Raw genomic sequence first — 16,600 nt, forward strand, 5'->3', positions numbered from 1 at the left:
GGCCTTATCCCTTGCGGGTAAACGCCAGAACTCGCTCGTCGGCCACCGGCACCAGGTGCGGGTGCTGCCAACCGGCTACTTCGCCCACACCTACGACCAGCAGGCCACCCGGCGCCAGGCTTTCGGCCAGGCGGTTGAGGATGTCGCGGCGACGCCAGCGGCGGAAATAGATCAGCAAGTTCTGACAAAAAATCACATCCATGCCGGACATTGGCGCCTTGGCCAGTTCCAGCACATTGAGCCTGGCGCAACACACGCGAGCTGCCAGGCTCGGTACTACCTTGAAACGTCCGTCTGCCTGCGCGAGAAAGTAGCGTTCACGCAGTTCATCACCCACCTGCTCCAGGCGCCGCGCCGAGTAACTGGCTTCACGCGCCCGGCTCAACGCACCCTGACTGATATCGGTACCGGTGACCGCGAAATGCTCCGGCAACTCACTGCCCTGCAAGGTCTCGGCGGCCTGGATGGCCAGCGAATAGGGCTCCTCACCACTGGAGCAACCCACGCTCCACAACTCCCAGGGTTTGCTCAGCCCTGCGGCCAAGCGCTCCTGCAGATACTGCGCGAGCACCTCGAACGATGGCTGATGGCGAAAGAAGCGGGTTTCCTGCACGGTCAGACGATCCAGCAGGGTCGACCACTCCACCGCGCCACGGGGGCCATCGGTGACCTGTCGGTAGTAACTGGCGTAGTCCGTGACGCCCAACTCGCGCATCCGCGCACTCAGGTTGGTCTGCAGAAAGGCACGTCGCTGTTCGCTGATCACCACACCGGTACGCGCTTCGAGCAGCGTCTGCCAGTCGTGGAAATCGGCTTGCGACATGTCGGTCACTGGGCGCAATGCCCATACGCCCGCTGACTGCATACCTTCGCCCTGGGTCATGGCTATGTCGCGGAGGCTGCAGCCAGCCTCCGCACTCCTTTATCAGGCGTCCGGGAGGGTGAAGCCAGACACCGACTTGCGCATCTCACTGGCCATCTTGGCCAGGTTACCAATGCTCTTCGCGGTGGCGGTGGTACCCGAGGACGTCTGCGAGGTGATTTCCTGAATCACGTTCATGGTGTTGGAGATGTGACCAGCCGACGAGGCCTGCTGACGGGCAGCGTTGGAGATGTTCTGGATGAGGGCCGCGAGGGTCTTCGATACCTTCTCGATCTCTTCCAGTGCCACACCGGCGTCCTGCGCCAGGCGTGCACCGCGCACCACTTCGGAGGTCGTCTGCTCCATGGAGATAACGGCTTCGTTGGTGTCGGTCTGAATGGTTTTCACCAGCGCTTCGATCTGCTTGGTCGCCGCAGAGGAACGTTCTGCAAGGCGCTGTACCTCGTCCGCTACCACCGCGAAGCCTCGGCCTGCGTCACCGGCCATGGAGGCCTGGATCGCGGCGTTCAGTGCGAGGATGTTGGTCTGGTCGGCAATGTCGTTAATCAGGCTAACGATGTCACCGATCTCCTGGGACGATTCACCGAGGCGCTTGATCCGCTTCGAGGTGTCCTGGATCTGCTCACGGATGTTATCCATGCCGGTGATGGTGTTGTGTACGACCTCGTTACCCTTGTTGGCGATGGCTACCGAACGTTCCGCTACCGCGGACGATTCGCTGGCGTTCGCCGATACCTGGTCAATCGACACGGCCATTTCGTTGATCGCCGCAGAAGCACCGGCGATTTCCTGGGCCTGGTGCTCGGAAGCCTCGGCCAGGTGCATCGCCGTGGCCTGGGTTTCCTGGGCAGCACCGGCTACCTGAACGGCGGTCAGGTTAATGGTCGCTACCAGGTCGCGCAGCTGGTCGATGGAGTAGTTGATGGAGTCAGCGATGGCACCGGTGAAGTCCTCGGTTACCGTCGCGGCCACGGTCAGGTCACCGTCGGCGAGGTCGGCGATCTCATCGAGCAGTCGCAGAATCGCCGCCTGGTTACGCTCGTTCTTCTCGGCGGTTTCAGCGAGACGGCGGTTGGTCTCACGCACCATCACCAGACCGATGAGGATGATCGCAGCCAGCGCCAGCGCACCCAGCACGTAGCCGAACAGGGTGTTCATGGCACGACCGTCGGCCAGGTCTTCGAAGCCGCCGGCCAGATCGGATGCCTTGTCCAGCAGGGTCTGGGAAACGGTGAAGATGGAGTTCGCCGATTCACGCACCTGGAACAGTTCCGGCGAGGTTTCGAGAATCTCGTCCACCGAACCGGATACGAATTCGAACAGTTCGGAAATCTCCGCCAGACGCTCGAGAGCCTCCTCGTCGGTCACCTGGGTGATTTCCATTGCCGCGTTGCCCTCGAGCATCGCAGCCAGTACGCGGCCGAACAGGCTGGCGTCGCGGCCGAACATGTCAGCGGCCTGTACCGAGTCTTCGTCACCCGCCAGTACCTTGTTCACCGAACCCAGGATACGTTCTGCCAGCAGCGACTGACGCTGGGCCACGGAAACCTGCGCGGCCGGCGCACCACTTTCCAGCAGGATGTCGACCACTTCCTCGTACTCGACCTGCAGCTGCGGAATGGTTTCCGCCAGGGTGGCGGCTACCTGGTGCAGCGACAGCACGGTCTGCTCACTGGCGAGAATGGCGTCGGTGTTCTGCCGCAGGCTGTCCCAGTCCTGCTGCACCGTGGCCATCTGCGGCTGTACGGCCTCGGGCGCCGGCGGCAGACCGCTGGCGGCGTCGCCGTCGGTCAGGTAGCCCCAGCGTTGCTGGAAGTCGTTGCGCGCATCGCGCAACAGGCCGAAGGCCTCGGCAGTACCTGCCGCCGCCTCCGTGGCGTTCTTGGCGATACGCTGGGAGAGTACGCGCAGCTCACCGGAGTGGCCGATGTACTCGGTATCGTAGTTGGATTGGGTGTTGATGTAGGCGAAGTTCGCGAACAACAGCACGATGGAGACGATGAGCACGACGAACAGCGCCGCGATCAGCGTGCTGCTGCGTGCCCCGACCAACAAATTGCCTGTATTGAGTTTTTTCATTATCTGGCCCCCGCCTGGACCGACCGCACTACGGTTCCCATGTAACGCCAAAGGGCCGGAAGAACCGACCCAACCGAATTTCTGTTAGTAGGCAACATCGAGAAACCCCTGATCGGCCGCCAACGCATGCGGGCTGAATACCAACCAGGGCTGTTCTCGCTGAAAGACTCCGTGAATGAACGGTGCAATGCTCGCCTCGAGAGGCGGCAGCTGTTCTGAAAACGCATCCACGGGAAAATGTTGCATGCCGAAGACCTCGTCGACCGTCAGGCCGGCGAAGATCTCCTGGTGGTCGACCACCAGCACGCGTCGCAGCTTGCGCAGCGGCGACAGTTCGCTGCCGAAGAACCCGCACAGGTCCATCACCGGCAACAGGCGGCCACGCACGTTGGCCACCCCTTTGACCCAGCCTTTCACACCCGGCAGCAGGGTGTAGCGTGGCTCGTGCAACACCTCACCCACCTCCCCCATCGGCGCAACGAAGAATCGCTCGCCCATGCGAAAGCCGATGCCGCTCCAGGTCTGCACCGCCGTCTGCTGCGACGGCAAGCCGGCCGCCAGGGCTCGGCAACGCTGGTCGATCTCGAGGAGAATCTGGAATGGAGTCTGCACGTCCGCCATGCCGGCCTTGGCCTTTTCTTATCTGCTTCGCGACCTGCCCGGCATCAGCCGGCCAGTACCGCATTGAGGGTTTTCAGCAAGGTCTCTTCGTCAACCGGCTTGGTCAGGTAGTCCTTGGCGCCTTGGCGCTTGCCCCAGACCTTGTCGGTTTCCTGATCCTTGGTGGTGACGATGATCACCGGGATGTGGCTGGTTTCGGCGTCCTTGGTCAGCTGACGAGTCGCCTGGAAACCATTGAGCCCGGGCATGACGATGTCCATCAGCACCGCATCCGGTTTCTCCTGGCGAGCCAGGGCGACGCCATCGGCGCCGTTCTCCGCCTTCAACACCTGATGGCCATGCTTTTCCAGCATGGCCGTCAGCTTGTACATCTCGGTCGGTGAGTCATCAACAATCAGAATTCGAGCCATGGTGTTTCCCAATACAGAAGAGGCGTACGGCCCTGCAGGCCGACACGTCAGGAGGCTTGTTCTACCGGGGTGAAGTCCGGCACGTGGGCTTTGATCGCTCCGAGCAGCTCTTCTTTGCTGAAGGGCTTGGTCAGATATTGATCGGAACCGACGATCCGCCCCTTGGCCTTGTCGAACAGACCGTCCTTGGAGGACAGCATGATCACCGGGGTGGACTTGAAAGCACTGTTGTTCTTGATCAGGGCACAGGTCTGATACCCATCGAGACGCGGCATCATGATGTCGACAAAGATGATGCTCGGGTGAGTGTCGGCAATCTTGGCCAGGGCATCGAAGCCATCGACCGCGGTGATGACATCACAACCCACTTTTTTCAGCAGAGTTTCCGCGGTGCGACGAATCGTCTTCGAATCGTCGATCACCATCACTTTCAAACCCTCGGAATGCTGTTCCATGTTCGCCCTACCATCGCCTCGGTGAGTCGTTATATTCGCGTTATCAGTATGCCTGAGGCCCAGTCGCCGATTGGTCTTGCCCCAATCGTCGGGCCTTTTTAGCACACTCTCCACATGCAATCTATAAGGCCGCCAGGGCAGCACCGGCCCTTGACCAAGGCCCCGGCCGACGCCACCCTGACAGCCATTGTTCGGTACGGCCAACCCGGCTTTCACCCTTTATCTCGCGGAGATTTTCCCCATGAGCCTTCGTCTCGGGATCGTCATGGATCCGATTGCCAGCATCTCCTTCAAGAAGGACAGCTCGCTGGCCATGCTGCTGGCCGCTCAAGCACGCGGCTGGTCGCTGTTCTACATGGAACAGCAGGATCTCTACCAGGCCCAGGGCCAGGCCAGAGCCCGCTTGCGGCCGCTGGAAGTATTCAACGACCCGCAAAAGTGGTTCACCCTTGGTACGGAACAGGACATGCAGCTCGCCGAGCTGGACGTGATCCTGATGCGCAAGGACCCGCCCTTCGACAATGAATTCGTCTACTCCACCTATCTGCTCGAGCAGGCCGAACGTGACGGCGTACTGGTGGTGAATCGACCTCAGAGCCTGCGCGACTGCAACGAAAAGTTCTTCGCTACCCTGTTTCCCCAATACACACCGCCGACCCTGGTCAGTCGGCGCCCGGACATTCTGCGCGAGTTTGCGATACAGCACCGTGACATCATTCTCAAACCCCTGGATGGCATGGGCGGATCGCAGATATTTCGCCATCGCGAGGGCGATCCCAACCTCTCGGTGATTCTGGAAACCCTCACTCAGCATGGCCAACAGCAGATCATGGCGCAAGGTTATCTGCCGGCCATCAAGGAAGGCGACAAGCGCATCCTGATGATCGACGGCGAACCGGTGCCCTACTGCCTGGCGCGTATCCCCGCCGCCGGCGAGACCCGCGGCAACCTCGCGGCCGGTGGCCGGGGCGAGGCACGCCCGCTGACCGAGCGTGACCGCGAGATCGCCGCGGCAGTGGGCCCGAGCCTGCGCGACAGGAGGCTGATCTTCGTCGGACTCGACGTGATCGGCGAACACCTGACGGAAATCAACGTCACCAGCCCCACCTGCATCCGCGAGATCGATGCGGCCTTCGACACCCGCATCGGCGACCGGCTGATGGACTGCATCGCGAGCAAACGCGGCCTAAAAGCTTGACGCAGGTGGCAGCCTGGCGCCTGCAACTTGCAGGCGCACACCCCGACCCGGCAGACTGCGCGACATTCGAAAGCAGACCCGAAACGCGATGAACGCAGCAGCCACCCCACCGCCCACCACCTCCGCCACCGTCCGTCCGGCGGACCGCCTGGGGTTCACCCTGTTTCTCGCCGCTGCGCTGCACGTGGCACTGATTCTCGGCATCGGCTTCGGCCTGGAGTCGCCACCGGACATCAGCAAGACGCTGGAAATCACCCTGTCCACCTTCAAGAGCGAGGAAAAGCCCAAGGAGGCCGACTTCCTCGCCCAGGACAACCAGCAGGGCAGCGGCACCCTGGAACACGTCGCCGCCCCCAAGACCACGGAGCAGGCGCCGTTCCAGGACAGCGAGGTGCGCAAGGTCACGCCGCCGGCCACCCCGCAGCAACCCGCCACCCGCCAGGAAGCGCCCAAGGCGGCGGTGGCCACGCGCGCGCCGCAACAGCAGAAGACCCCGGTCAAGCGCGAGGAAGCCAAGCCGGTGCCGGACACGCGCCCGGCGCCGGTCTTCGACTCCGCGCAGCTGTCGGCGGAGATCGCCAGCCTCGAGGCCGAACTGGCCCAGGAAGTCCAGCAGTACGCGAAACGCCCGAAGATCCATCGCCTCAACGCCGCCTCGACCATGCGCGACAAGGGCGCCTGGTACAAGGACGAGTGGCGCAAGAAGGTCGAGCGCATCGGCAACCTCAACTACCCGGATGAAGCCCGCCGCAAGCGTATCTACGGCAGCCTGCGCCTGCTGGTGTCGATCAACCGCGACGGCAGTCTCTACGAGGTGCAGATACTGGAGTCCTCGGGCCATGCCGAACTCGACCAGGCGGCCCAGCGCATCGTGCGTCTGGCTGCGCCCTATGCCCCGTTCACCGGTGACCTGGCCGATATCGACCGCCTGGAAATCATCCGCACCTGGCGCTTCGAGCGCGGCGACCGGCTGTCGAGCAACTGACCCCGCGCCGGGACGATGCACCCGCCTGAGCGGCCGCGCTTGTAGCTTGTCGCCAGCCGCTCCAAACTAGGCGCCATGAACACATCAGCCCCGACCTCGCTTAAGCACCATTTCCTGATCGCCATGCCGCACATGGCCGATCCGAATTTCGCGCAGACCGTGACCTACCTGGTCGAGCACAACGACCAGGGCGCGATGGGTCTGGTGATCAACAAGCCCAACGGCCTCAACCTGGCCGACGTCCTGGAGCAGTTGCGCCCGGACGAGGAGCCCGCCGCGCTGTGCCACAGCCTGCCGATCTTCGCCGGCGGCCCGGTGCAGACCGACCGTGGCTTCGTCCTCCACCCCGCCGGCCCGCAGTTCCAGGCCACCCTGGAGCTGGGCGAGCTGGGCCTGTCCACCTCGCAGGACGTGCTCTTCGCCATCGCCGACGGCAGCGGCCCGGACAAGTACCTGATCACCCTGGGCTACGCCGGCTGGGACGCCGGGCAGCTGGAGGCCGAGCTGGTCGACAACGCCTGGCTGACCTGCCCGGCCGACAGCAGCATCCTCTTCGACCTGCCTTACGACCAGCGCCTGAATGCCGCCGCCGCACGCCTGGGCGTCAATCTCAGCCTGCTCACCTCGCAGGCGGGCCACGCCTGATGAGCGACAAACCACTGCGCCTGCTGCTGGGCTTCGACTACGGCAGCAAGCAGATCGGCGTCGCCGTCGGCCAGATGATCACCGGCCAGGCCCGTGAACTGTGCGTGCTCAAGGCCCAGAACGGTGTGCCGGACTGGAACCGCGTGGAAGCATTGATCAAGGAGTGGCAGCCCGACGCCGTGGTGGTCGGCCTGCCGCTGAACATGGACGGCACGCCCAGCGAGATGAGCGCCCGTGCGGAAAAGTTCGCGCGCCGCCTCAACGGCCGCTTCAACCTGCCGGCCTACACCCACGACGAGCGCCTGACCACCTTCGAGGCCAAGGGCCAGCGCCTGCGCGAGGGCCAGAGCGGCGGCTACCGCGAGCGCCCCGTCGACGCCATTGCCGCCGCCCTGCTGCTGCAGGGCTGGCTGGAGGAAAACTGCACGGGCTGAGAACCGGTTGCGCTGCCGGCGCTCGGCAGCCTCGCTCACGCTCTCAGCAGCCGTTTAATCAAGGAGTTTCGCCATGCTACCGAACCCCAACGACCTGCTGCCGGCCATGGCCAGCGCCCTGACCCAGCACCTCAACCAGCGGCAGATCAGCGAGCCACGCTTCATCGGCATCCGCACTGGCGGCGTCTGGGTCGCCCAGGCCCTGCTCCAGGCACTCGGCCGCGAGGACGCGCTGGGCATCCTCGACGTCTCCTTCTACCGCGACGACTTCACCCAGAACGGCCTGCACCCGCAGGTACAGCCCTCGGAGCTGCCATTCGAGATCGAAGGCCAGCACCTGGTGCTGATCGACGACGTGCTGATGAGCGGTCGCACCATCCGCGCCGCCCTGAACGAACTGTTCGATTACGGCCGCCCGGCCAGCGTGACCCTGGTCAGCCTGCTCGACCTCAACGCCCGTGAACTGCCGATTCGCCCCGATGTGGTCGGCGCCACCCTGTCACTGGCGGCCAACGAGCGGGTAAAATTGTCCGGCCCCACGCCCCTGACCCTCGAACTCCAGACGCTCGCCAACTGAGACCCCCGCGATGACGCCACTCGCCGCCAAGCGCCCGCTGCAGCTCAATGACCAAGGCCAGCTGTGCCATTTCCTCTCGCTCGACGGTTTGCCCCGCGAGCTGCTGACCGAAATCCTCGACACCGCCGACTCCTTCCTCGAGGTCGGCGCGCGTGCGGTGAAGAAGGTCCCGCTGCTGCGCGGCAAGACCGTGTGCAACGTGTTCTTCGAGAACTCCACGCGCACCCGCACCACCTTCGAACTGGCCGCCCAGCGCCTGTCGGCTGACGTCATCAGCCTCAATGTGTCGACCAGCTCGACCAGCAAGGGCGAAACCCTGTTCGACACCCTGCGCAACCTCGAGGCCATGGCCGCCGACATCTTCGTCGTGCGCCACTCCGACTCCGGTGCCGCTCACTTCATCGCCGAGCACGTGTGCCCGAACCTGGCGATCATCAACGGCGGTGACGGCCGTCACGCCCACCCGACCCAGGGCATGCTCGACATGCTCACCATTCGCCGGCACAAGGGCAGCTTCGAGAACCTTTCGGTGGCCATCGTCGGCGACATCCTGCATTCGCGGGTGGCGCGCTCCAACATGCTCGCCCTGAAGACCCTGGGCTGCCCGGACATCCGCGTGATCGCGCCGAAGACCCTGCTGCCCATCGGCCTGGAGGAGAGCTACGGCGTGCGCGTGTTCAGCGATGCCGACGAAGGCCTCAAGGACGTCGACGTGGTGATCATGCTGCGCCTGCAGCGCGAACGCATGCAGGGCGGTCTGCTGCCCAGCGAAGGCGAGTTCTACCGCCTGTTCGGCCTGACCGAGCAGCGCCTGGCCCTGGCTAGGCCCGATGCCCTGGTGATGCACCCGGGACCGATCAACCGCGGCGTGGAGATCGAGTCGGCGGTGGCCGACGGCCCGCAATCGGTGATTCTCAACCAGGTCACCTACGGCATCGCCATCCGCATGGCCGTGCTGTCCATGGCCATGAGCGGGCAGAACGCGCAACGTCAACTCAACGCCGAGGAGGCCAACTGATGCGTACCGCAATCCTCGGCGCCCGTGTGATCGATCCCAGCAGCGGCCTGGATCGGGTCAGCGACCTGTACCTCGACCGTGGCAAGCTGGCCGCCATTGGCCAGACGCCCGCCGGCTTCACTGCCGACAAGACCCTCGACGCCCAGGGACTGGTCGCCGCCCCCGGCCTGGTCGACCTGTCCGTGGCGCTGCGCGAGCCCGGCTACAGCCGCAAGGGCAGCATCGCCACCGAGACCCTGGCAGCGGCTGCCGGCGGCGTCACCAGCCTGTGCTGCCCGCCGTTCACCAAACCCGTGCTGGACACCCCGGCGGTGGCCGAGCTGATTCTCGACCGCGCCCGCGAGGCCGGGCACACCAAGGTGTTCCCCATCGGCGCGCTGAGCAAGAACCTGGCCGGTGAACAGCTGGCGGAGCTGGTGGCCCTGCGCGACACCGGCTGCGTGGCCTTCGGCAACGGCCTGGACAACTTCCGCAACAGCCGCACCCTGCGCCGCGCACTGGAATACGCCGCGACCTTCGACCTGCAGGTGATCTTCCACTCGCAGGACTTCGACCTGGCCGAAGGCGGCCTGGCCCACGAGGGCCCCACCGCCAGTTTCCTCGGCCTGGCCGGCATCCCGGAAAGCGCCGAAACCGTGGCCCTGGCCCGCGATCTGCTGCTGGTGGAACAGAGCGGCGTGCGCGCGCACTTCAGCCAGATCACCAGCGCCCGTGGCGCCGAGCTGATCGCCGCCGCCCAGGCCCGTGGCCTGCCGGTGACGGCGGACGTGGCGCTGTACCAGCTGCTGTTGACCGACGAGGCACTGATCGACTTCTCCAGCCTCTACCACGTGCAACCGCCGCTGCGTTCCGGCAAGGACCGCGACGGCCTGCGCGAGGCGCTCAAGGCCGGCGTGATCTCCGCCATCGCCAGCCATCACCAGCCACACGAGCGCGATGCCAAGCTGGCGCCCTTCGCCGCCACCGAGCCGGGCATCAGCAGCGTGCAACTGCTGCTGCCGCTGGCCATGACGCTGGTGCAGGATGGCCTGCTGGACCTGCCGACACTGCTCGCACGCCTGTCCAGCGGACCGGCCAGCGCACTGCGCCTGCCTGCCGGGCAACTGGCCGTCGGCAGCGCCGCGGATATCGTGCTGTTCGACCCTCAGGCCTCGACCCTGGCTGGCGAGCGCTGGTACTCCAAGGGCAGGAACTGCCCCTTCCTCGACCACAGCCTGCCTGCGGCAGTGCGCTATACGCTGGTCGATGGTCACATCAGCTACCAGAGCTGAGCCCTCCGCGCCCGCCACCCGGCGGGCGCGCGTCTCGCGGGGCGCACCCCGCCTCCCACGCATCGCCCTGAACACGGCCTGTCTCATCCGCGACATGCCTTGCCCGCGCCACGACATTGGACGAATGAGTGACTCGACAGTCATGATCCACGTCAGGTTAGGCAGCCGAGATTTTCCAAACGCCACCGCCCTATGACTCCCGCCCGCGCCCAAGGCGCCGGCCTGGCGTCGCGCTGGCCTTGTTCAGGAGCTTTTGAGTTATGTCGCGCTTACCTGTGATCGTGGGTTTTGGGGGTTACAACGCAGCCGGGCGCAGCTCCTTCCACCATGGTTTCCGTCGCACCGTACAAGAGTCGCTGCAGCCCCAGGCCCGCCAGGAGACGCTGGCCGGTCTGGCGCAGATGATGAAACTGGTGCGCGTGGTCGACGGCCAGTACCGGGACCAGGACGGCCAGCCACTGAGCCTGGCAGACATCGAAAGCCGCTACGCCGAGCAGATCCTCGCCGGCACGCTGGTCCGCCGTATCGAGAAGCAGCACCTCGATCCGGATGCCGCCCACTGGCACAAGAACATCGGCATCGCGCCTGCCAACGGCACGGCCCTGAGCTTCGTCACCCAGCGCAAGCAGCTGCCCGAACCCTTGCCGGCCAACTGGTCGCTGGAAGCGCTCGACGGCAACGACGTACGCGTCACCCTGCACGACAGCTGCGAATTCAAGGTCGACAGCTACCGCCCGCTGGCCGTGAAATCCGCCGGACAACTGCCCACCGGCTTCGAGCCGAGCGAACTGTACAACTCGCGCTTCCACCCGCGCGGCCTGGCCATGACCGTGGTCGGCGTCACCGACGCGCTGCGTTCGGTGGGTATCGACTGGCAGCGCATCGTCCAGCACGTCGCGCCGGATGAAATCGCCGTGTTCGCCAGTTGCATCATGAGCCAGCTCGACGAAAACGGTTTCGGCGGCATGATGCAGTCGCGCCTCAAGGGTGGCCGCGTCACCGCCAAACAGCTGGCCCTGGGCCTGAACACCATGCCGGCCGACTTCATCAACGCCTACGTGCTCGGCAGCGTCGGCACCACCGGCAGCATCACCGGCGCCTGCGCCACCTTCCTCTACAACCTGCAGAAAGGCATCGAGCAGATCGCCAGCGGCAAGGCCCGCGTGGTGATCGTCGGCAGCAGCGAGGCACCGATCAACCAAGAGTGCATCGAAGGCTACGGCGCCATGGGCGCACTGGCCACCGAGGATGGCCTGCGCCAGCTCGAAGGCCGCGACAGCGTCGACTTCCGCCGCGCCAGCCGCCCGTTCGGCGCCAACTGCGGTTTCACCCTGGCCGAGGCCTGCCAGTTCGTGGTGCTGATGGACGACGAACTGGCCCTGGAGCTGGGTGCCGAGATCCACGGCGCGGTGCCGGACGTGTTCATCAACGCCGATGGTTTCAAGAAGTCGATTTCCGCCCCGGGCCCGGGCAACTACCTGACCGTGGCCAAGGCCGTGGCCAGCGCCGTGCAGCTGCTGGGGCTGGATGCCGTGCAGCAGCGCAGCTTCGTTCACGCACACGGTTCCAGCACCCCGGCCAACCGCGTCACCGAGTCGGAAATCCTCGACCGCGTCGCCGAGGCCTTCGGCATCGAGCAGTGGCCGATCACTGCGGTGAAGGCCTTCGTCGGCCACTCCCTGGCCACCGCCAGCGGTGACCAGGTGATCGCCGCACTCGGCGCCTTCAAGTACGGCATCGTGCCCGGCCTGAAGACCATCGACGCGGTGGCCGACGACGTGCACCAGAAGCACCTGAGCCTGTCCACCGAGGACCGCAAGGTCGGCGAGCAGGCACTGGACGTGGCCTTCATCAACTCCAAGGGCTTCGGCGGCAACAACGCCAGCGCCCTGGTGCTGGCTCCGCACGTGACCGAGCGCATGCTGCGCAAACGCCACGGCCAGGCCGCCTTCGACGCCTACCTGGCGCGCCGCGAGGGCACGCGCACTGCCGCAGCGGCCTACGACAGCCAGGCACTGCAGGGCAAGCTGGACATCATCTACAACTTCGGCAACGACATGATCGACGACCAGGCGATCTCCATCACCCGCGACGAAGTGAAGGTGCCCGGTTTCGACCAGCCGCTGGTGTTCAGGAAGGACGAGCGCTACAGCGACATGCTCGACTGAGCATGATGCCCCGGGGAGTGGCTTTCGCCGCGCAAGTCGCCGCTGAAGCGCCTCCCACGGCCACACCCTGCGGCCTCAGGTAGGGCGGGTGCAACCCGCCACCCCCGCAGAAAATGCCTCAACCTTCCAGATCGCGCGCCAGCTCGATCAGCTCGCCGCGCCACTCGGCTGCGGCCGGCAGCGCCAGGAACGACGGGTTGAGGAAGGACTCACGCGCGTCGTAGGTCAGTGCCTCGCCGGCCAGATCAAGCACCTCGCCCCCTGCCCCCTCCAGCACGCCCTGCGCTGCCGCCGTGTCCCACTGCGAGGTGGGCGCCAGGCGTGGGTAGCAATCAGCGTCGCCTTCGGCCAGCAGGCAGAACTTCAGCGAGCTGCCGATATTGGCCAGCAGCGGCGCGCCGAAACGGGCGGTCAAGCCCGCGAGCAAGGTTTCCTGTGCCGGGCTCGAATGGCGCTTGCTGGCCACCAGGGTAAAGCCCCGTGCCGGCGTCAGGCGAACGCTGATCGGGCGCTCGTCACCCGCCACGTCGCTGCGCCAGGCACCCAGGCCGGTACCGCCGTGGTAGCAGCGGCCATTGGCCGGGATGCCGACCACGCCGAACACCACGCGGCCCTGCTCGATCAGCGCGACATTGACGGTGAACTCCTCCGAACCGGCGATGAACTCCTTGGTGCCGTCCAGCGGATCGACCAGCCACCAGCGCGTCCAGGCCGAGCGCTCGCTCAGGGGGATGTCGGCGGCTTCCTCGGACAGCACCGGAATGTCCGGCGCCAGGGCCTTCAGTCCGTCGGCGAGAATGTGGTGCGCGGCCAGGTCGGCAGCGGTCACCGGCGAGGCATCGGCCTTCTCCGTCACCGCGACGCCACTGCGCCAGTACGGCAGGGTCGCCGCACCGGCGGCGCGCACCAGTTCGATCACCCGCGGAACGAGAGGATGGCTCACAGGCTGAACTCCCCGCGTGCGCTCAACAGATCACGCACCAGGTATAGCGCCGCCAGGGCACGCCCCTCGCTGAACTGCTCATGCCGGGCCAGGCTCGACAGCTCGCGCAGGCTGATGCGGTCCACCCGCATCGGCTCCGGCTCGTCACCGGGCAGGCGCTCCTCGAACAGGTTGCGCGCCAGCACCACCTGGATCTTCTGACTCATGTAGCCGGGGGACAGGCTCAGCTCGGTGATGTATTCCAGCTCGTGGGCGCCGAAGCCCGCCTCCTCCTTGAGCTCGCGGTTGGCCGCCACCAGCACGTCCTCACCCGGTTCGATCAGGCCCTTGGGCAACGACAGCTGGTAGTCGTCGGTGCCGCCGCAGTATTCCTCCACCAGCACCGCATGCTCGGCATCGAGCATCGCCACCACCATCACCGCACCATAGCCCGAGCCCTTGCCGACCAGACGTTCGTAGGTGCGCTCCGCGCCGTTGGAGAAGCGCAACTGCACTTCCTCGACACGAAACAGACGACTGCTGGCGACTATTTCACGGGCGAGTACCGTGGGCTTCTGACGCATGGGCTGACTCCTTGGCGTGACCTGGTCGGTTATCATACAGCGGCTTTTGTCATTGTCCCTGGCCGAGATTGCATCAAGGCGAAACAGGTCGACGGATTCACTCTTTGCACGAGGCCAGCATGCCCGCACTGCCCTGGCACCAGATCGACACCGTCCTGCTCGACATGGACGGCACCCTGCTCGACCTGCACTTCGACAACCACTTCTGGCTGAGCCATCTGCCACGGCGCTATGCCGAGCACCACGGCATCAGCCTGGCGCTGGCCGAGGCCGAACTGCTGCCGCTGTTTCGCGAACATGCCGGCACGCTGAACTGGTACTGCACCGACTTCTGGAGTCGCGAACTGCGCCTGTCGATCCGCGATCTCAAACGCGAGGTCGCCCACCTGATCGCCCTGCGCCCGGATGCCGAGCTGTTCCTGCGCGCGCTGCGCGACGCCGGCAAGCGCGTGGTGCTGATCACCAATGCACACCGCGATTCGCTGTCGCTGAAGATGGAGCGCGTGGAACTGGCGACCTGGTTCGAACGCCTGATCAGCTCACACGACTACGGCTATCCCAAGGAAGACCAGCAGTTCTGGTTCGCCCTGCGCCAGGACGTCGACTTCGATCCGGCACGCAGCCTGTTCATCGACGACAGCCTGCCGATCCTGCGCAGCGCCGGGCGCTTCGGCGTCGCCCAGTTGCTCGCCGTGCGCCAGCCGGACAGCCAGGCCGGCCCCAAGGACAGCGAAGAGTTCGCCGCCGTGGAGGACTACCGCGAGCTGCTGCGGGGGCTGTAGGGTGGAAACCGCGAAGGCTTTCCACCCGAGACCGCCGAAGCCGGCGGCGAGAAGCGGGCTGCGCCCTAGGGGATGCGCAACACCTGGCCCGGATAGATCTTGTCCGGATGGCTGAGCATCGGTTTGTTGGCTTCGAAGATTTTCATGTAGGCGTTGGCGTTGCCGTACTCGCTCTTGGCGATGGCGCTCAGGGTGTCGCCCTTCTTCACGGTGACGAAACGCGCGGCTGGGGCCGGTGTGGTCACGCTGATCTGATCCTCGACCTCACCGACGCCAGCCACGTTGCCCAGAGCCAGCAGGATTTTCTCCTTCTCTTCCTGGGTGGCCACCTCGCCGCGCGCGATGACCTTGTCACCTTCGACGCTGACGTCGATATTCGGGTTGCCCAGGCCGACCTTGGCAACATGTTCCTTGAGCGATTCGGCGGCCTGCGCCTCCTGCCCCACCAGTGACTCCCACAGCTTGACCCCAGCATCTTTGACAAAGGCAAACAGACTCATGGCAATTCCTCTCTTTCCTTGTGGATGACCGGGCACAGCTCCCGGAGCGCAAAGTCTAGTTCAGCAGACGCCCCGGATTGGCCCGCGCACATTAGAATCCGCCCAGACCAGGAGTTCCCATGGATATCAAGCAACTGAAATTTCTCGTCGCCCTCGACGAAACACGCCACTTCGGTCAGGCGGCCGCGCGCTGCCACGTGACCCAGCCGACGCTGTCCATGCGCCTGCGCCAGCTGGAGGACGAGCTGGGCCTGGAGCTGGTGCGTCGCGGCCAGCGTTTCGAAGGGTTCAGCGCCGAAGGCGAACGCATCCTGGCCTGGGCACGCAGCCTGCTGGCAGCCCAGGATGGCCTGCTCGCGGAAGCGGCGGCCTGTCGTGGTCACCTGGTGGGTACCCTGCGCCTGGGCGTCGTGCCGCTGGCCAGCTTCGACCCGATGCGCCTGATCGGCCTGTTCGCCGCCCGTCATCCGGGCCTGCGCTTCCAGTTGCAGGCGTTGAGCAGCGAACAGATTCTCGAACAGCTGGCGCGCAATCAGCTCGACCTGGGCCTGTCCTATCTCGACCGCCTGGACCGCGAACACTTCGCCGGCCTGGAGCTGGCCGAAGCCCGCATGGGCCTGCTCTACGACCAGCGCCATTTTCACTTCGCCAGCAGCAGCCTGCGCTGGGAGCAACTGGCCGGCCTACCCCTGGGGCTGCTGTCGACCGGCATGCACTTCCGCCAATCCATCGACCACAGCTTCCGCGCCCGTGGCCTGAGCCCGCAGGTGCGCGTGGAAGCCGACGCCGTCCATCACCTCACCCAAGCCGTCAGCGCCGGGCTGTGCTGCTGCATCATGCCATTGCCGATAGACGGCACCCCGGCCGAAGGCCATCTGCGCCTGCTGCCCATCGAAGATGCCCACACCCTGGCCCCGCAGGGCCTGATCATGCGCCGCAGCGCGCCAGGCTCGCCCCTGGCCCAGGCCTGTTTCGAAGAGGCCCGGGACTGGCTGCAAACACCACGATAGATACGCTCGATCAAGGTATCAAAGCCAACGATTAGACGCTCCTCGTCCATGAGCCTAG

The 16,600-nt window shown here is 65.3% G+C and carries 18 protein-coding genes; 10 read left to right on the forward strand and 8 right to left on the reverse strand.

Going from position 1 to position 16,600, the window contains the following annotated elements; translation table 11 throughout:
• Positions 1-4: 4 nt before the first annotated feature.
• The 5 genes from E4487_RS10275 to pilG form a co-directional block, all read right to left on the reverse strand.
• Positions 5-865 (reverse strand): protein-glutamate O-methyltransferase, encoded by an 861-nt coding sequence (locus tag E4487_RS10275; protein WP_037050283.1) that lies wholly within the window; start codon positions 863-865, stop codon positions 5-7.
• Positions 866-925: 60 nt separating this feature from the next.
• Positions 926-2,962, reverse strand: coding sequence for a methyl-accepting chemotaxis protein (locus tag E4487_RS10280; RefSeq protein WP_037050137.1), 2,037 nt, complete (start codon positions 2,960-2,962; stop codon positions 926-928).
• Positions 2,963-3,046: 84 nt separating this feature from the next.
• Positions 3,047-3,583 carry a chemotaxis protein CheW gene (locus tag E4487_RS10285; protein ID WP_037050140.1) on the reverse strand — a complete coding sequence of 179 codons (537 nt, stop codon included), beginning with the start codon at positions 3,581-3,583 and terminating at the stop codon, positions 3,047-3,049.
• 44 nt (positions 3,584-3,627) lie between these two features.
• Positions 3,628-3,993, reverse strand: coding sequence for a twitching motility response regulator PilH (gene pilH, locus E4487_RS10290; RefSeq protein ID WP_004373130.1), 366 nt, complete (start codon positions 3,991-3,993; stop codon positions 3,628-3,630).
• Positions 3,994-4,040: 47 nt separating this feature from the next.
• Positions 4,041-4,448 carry a twitching motility response regulator PilG gene (gene pilG, locus E4487_RS10295; RefSeq protein ID WP_003458788.1) on the reverse strand — a complete coding sequence of 136 codons (408 nt, stop codon included), beginning with the start codon at positions 4,446-4,448 and terminating at the stop codon, positions 4,041-4,043.
• Between the two features lie 241 nt (positions 4,449-4,689).
• On the opposite strand from pilG, the gene gshB reads away from it, so the two are divergent.
• The 8 genes from gshB (at position 4,690) to E4487_RS10335 (ending at position 12,744) form a co-directional block, all read left to right on the forward strand.
• On the forward strand, positions 4,690-5,646 hold the full coding sequence (gene gshB, locus E4487_RS10300) for a glutathione synthase (protein WP_175253283.1): 957 nt from the start codon (positions 4,690-4,692) through the stop codon (positions 5,644-5,646).
• An 88-nt stretch (positions 5,647-5,734) separates the two neighbouring features.
• Positions 5,735-6,631, forward strand: coding sequence for an energy transducer TonB (locus tag E4487_RS10305; RefSeq protein WP_175253284.1), 897 nt, complete (start codon positions 5,735-5,737; stop codon positions 6,629-6,631).
• Positions 6,632-6,706: 75 nt separating this feature from the next.
• Positions 6,707-7,276, forward strand: coding sequence for a YqgE/AlgH family protein (locus E4487_RS10310; RefSeq protein ID WP_037050146.1), 570 nt, complete (start codon positions 6,707-6,709; stop codon positions 7,274-7,276).
• Entirely contained in the window at positions 7,273-7,710 is a 438-nt protein-coding gene (gene ruvX / locus E4487_RS10315) for a Holliday junction resolvase RuvX (RefSeq protein ID WP_134678179.1), read from the forward strand. The genes E4487_RS10310 and ruvX overlap by 4 nt, the downstream gene beginning before the upstream one ends.
• Before the next feature lie 73 nt (positions 7,711-7,783).
• Positions 7,784-8,287: a bifunctional pyr operon transcriptional regulator/uracil phosphoribosyltransferase PyrR gene (pyrR, locus tag E4487_RS10320; protein WP_134678176.1), complete on the forward strand. Its 504-nt coding sequence runs from the start codon at positions 7,784-7,786 to the stop codon at positions 8,285-8,287.
• A gap of 10 nt (positions 8,288-8,297) precedes the next feature.
• Positions 8,298-9,305: an aspartate carbamoyltransferase catalytic subunit gene (locus E4487_RS10325; protein WP_037050152.1), complete on the forward strand. Its 1,008-nt coding sequence runs from the start codon at positions 8,298-8,300 to the stop codon at positions 9,303-9,305.
• On the forward strand, positions 9,305-10,576 hold the full coding sequence (locus E4487_RS10330; RefSeq protein WP_175253285.1) for a dihydroorotase: 1,272 nt from the start codon (positions 9,305-9,307) through the stop codon (positions 10,574-10,576). Before E4487_RS10325 ends, E4487_RS10330 begins: the two co-directional genes overlap by 1 nt.
• Before the next feature lie 260 nt (positions 10,577-10,836).
• Positions 10,837-12,744 (forward strand): beta-ketoacyl synthase, encoded by a 1,908-nt coding sequence (locus E4487_RS10335; RefSeq protein ID WP_175253286.1) that lies wholly within the window; start codon positions 10,837-10,839, stop codon positions 12,742-12,744.
• 118 nt (positions 12,745-12,862) lie between these two features.
• Here the strand turns inward: E4487_RS10335 and cysQ are convergent, their stop codons facing one another.
• Together cysQ and nudE are read right to left on the reverse strand one after the other, a co-directional pair.
• On the reverse strand, positions 12,863-13,687 hold the full coding sequence (gene cysQ / locus E4487_RS10340; protein WP_175253287.1) for a 3'(2'),5'-bisphosphate nucleotidase CysQ: 825 nt from the start codon (positions 13,685-13,687) through the stop codon (positions 12,863-12,865).
• Positions 13,684-14,250 (reverse strand): ADP compounds hydrolase NudE, encoded by a 567-nt coding sequence (nudE, locus tag E4487_RS10345; protein ID WP_037050162.1) that lies wholly within the window; start codon positions 14,248-14,250, stop codon positions 13,684-13,686. Before nudE ends, cysQ begins: the two co-directional genes overlap by 4 nt.
• 119 nt (positions 14,251-14,369) lie before the next feature.
• Between nudE and yrfG the strand changes: the two genes are divergently transcribed.
• A complete protein-coding gene (yrfG, locus tag E4487_RS10350; protein ID WP_037050285.1) occupies positions 14,370-15,032 on the forward strand; it encodes a GMP/IMP nucleotidase in 663 nt (220 codons plus the stop codon).
• A gap of 65 nt (positions 15,033-15,097) precedes the next feature.
• On the opposite strand, the gene lysM is transcribed toward yrfG, so the two are convergent.
• On the reverse strand, positions 15,098-15,532 hold the full coding sequence (gene lysM, locus E4487_RS10355; RefSeq protein ID WP_037050164.1) for a peptidoglycan-binding protein LysM: 435 nt from the start codon (positions 15,530-15,532) through the stop codon (positions 15,098-15,100).
• Positions 15,533-15,651: 119 nt separating this feature from the next.
• Between lysM and E4487_RS10360 the strand changes: the two genes are divergently transcribed.
• Positions 15,652-16,542, forward strand: coding sequence for a LysR family transcriptional regulator (locus E4487_RS10360; RefSeq protein WP_047585580.1), 891 nt, complete (start codon positions 15,652-15,654; stop codon positions 16,540-16,542).
• The last annotated feature ends 58 nt before the right edge of the window (positions 16,543-16,600 follow it).

Origin of the sequence: Pseudomonas sp. BMW13 (assembly GCF_013357275.1) — a bacterium.
In the GTDB taxonomy this organism is placed as follows: Bacteria; Pseudomonadota; Gammaproteobacteria; order Pseudomonadales; family Pseudomonadaceae; genus Aquipseudomonas; species Aquipseudomonas khazarica.

Bases quoted from the DNA above. Each gene is read 5' to 3' on its own strand.
- E4487_RS10335 (WP_175253286.1), top strand. From the start codon at position 10,837: ATGTCGCGCTTACCTGTGATCGTGGGTTTTGGGGGTTACAACGCAGCC.
- gshB (WP_175253283.1), top strand. From the start codon at position 4,690: ATGAGCCTTCGTCTCGGGATCGTCATGGATCCGATTGCCAGCATCTCC.
- E4487_RS10325 (WP_037050152.1), top strand. From the start codon at position 8,298: ATGACGCCACTCGCCGCCAAGCGCCCGCTGCAGCTCAATGACCAAGGC.
- pilG (WP_003458788.1), bottom strand. From the start codon at position 4,448: ATGGAACAGCATTCCGAGGGTTTGAAAGTGATGGTGATCGACGATTCG.
- lysM (WP_037050164.1), bottom strand. From the start codon at position 15,532: ATGAGTCTGTTTGCCTTTGTCAAAGATGCTGGGGTCAAGCTGTGGGAG.
- yrfG (WP_037050285.1), top strand. From the start codon at position 14,370: ATGCCCGCACTGCCCTGGCACCAGATCGACACCGTCCTGCTCGACATG.
- pyrR (WP_134678176.1), top strand. From the start codon at position 7,784: ATGCTACCGAACCCCAACGACCTGCTGCCGGCCATGGCCAGCGCCCTG.
- E4487_RS10310 (WP_037050146.1), top strand. From the start codon at position 6,707: ATGAACACATCAGCCCCGACCTCGCTTAAGCACCATTTCCTGATCGCC.
- nudE (WP_037050162.1), bottom strand. From the start codon at position 14,250: ATGCGTCAGAAGCCCACGGTACTCGCCCGTGAAATAGTCGCCAGCAGT.
- E4487_RS10305 (WP_175253284.1), top strand. From the start codon at position 5,735: ATGAACGCAGCAGCCACCCCACCGCCCACCACCTCCGCCACCGTCCGT.
- E4487_RS10330 (WP_175253285.1), top strand. From the start codon at position 9,305: ATGCGTACCGCAATCCTCGGCGCCCGTGTGATCGATCCCAGCAGCGGC.
- E4487_RS10280 (WP_037050137.1), bottom strand. From the start codon at position 2,962: ATGAAAAAACTCAATACAGGCAATTTGTTGGTCGGGGCACGCAGCAGC.
- E4487_RS10275 (WP_037050283.1), bottom strand. From the start codon at position 865: ATGCAGTCAGCGGGCGTATGGGCATTGCGCCCAGTGACCGACATGTCG.
- pilH (WP_004373130.1), bottom strand. From the start codon at position 3,993: ATGGCTCGAATTCTGATTGTTGATGACTCACCGACCGAGATGTACAAG.
- E4487_RS10360 (WP_047585580.1), top strand. From the start codon at position 15,652: ATGGATATCAAGCAACTGAAATTTCTCGTCGCCCTCGACGAAACACGC.
- E4487_RS10285 (WP_037050140.1), bottom strand. From the start codon at position 3,583: ATGGCGGACGTGCAGACTCCATTCCAGATTCTCCTCGAGATCGACCAG.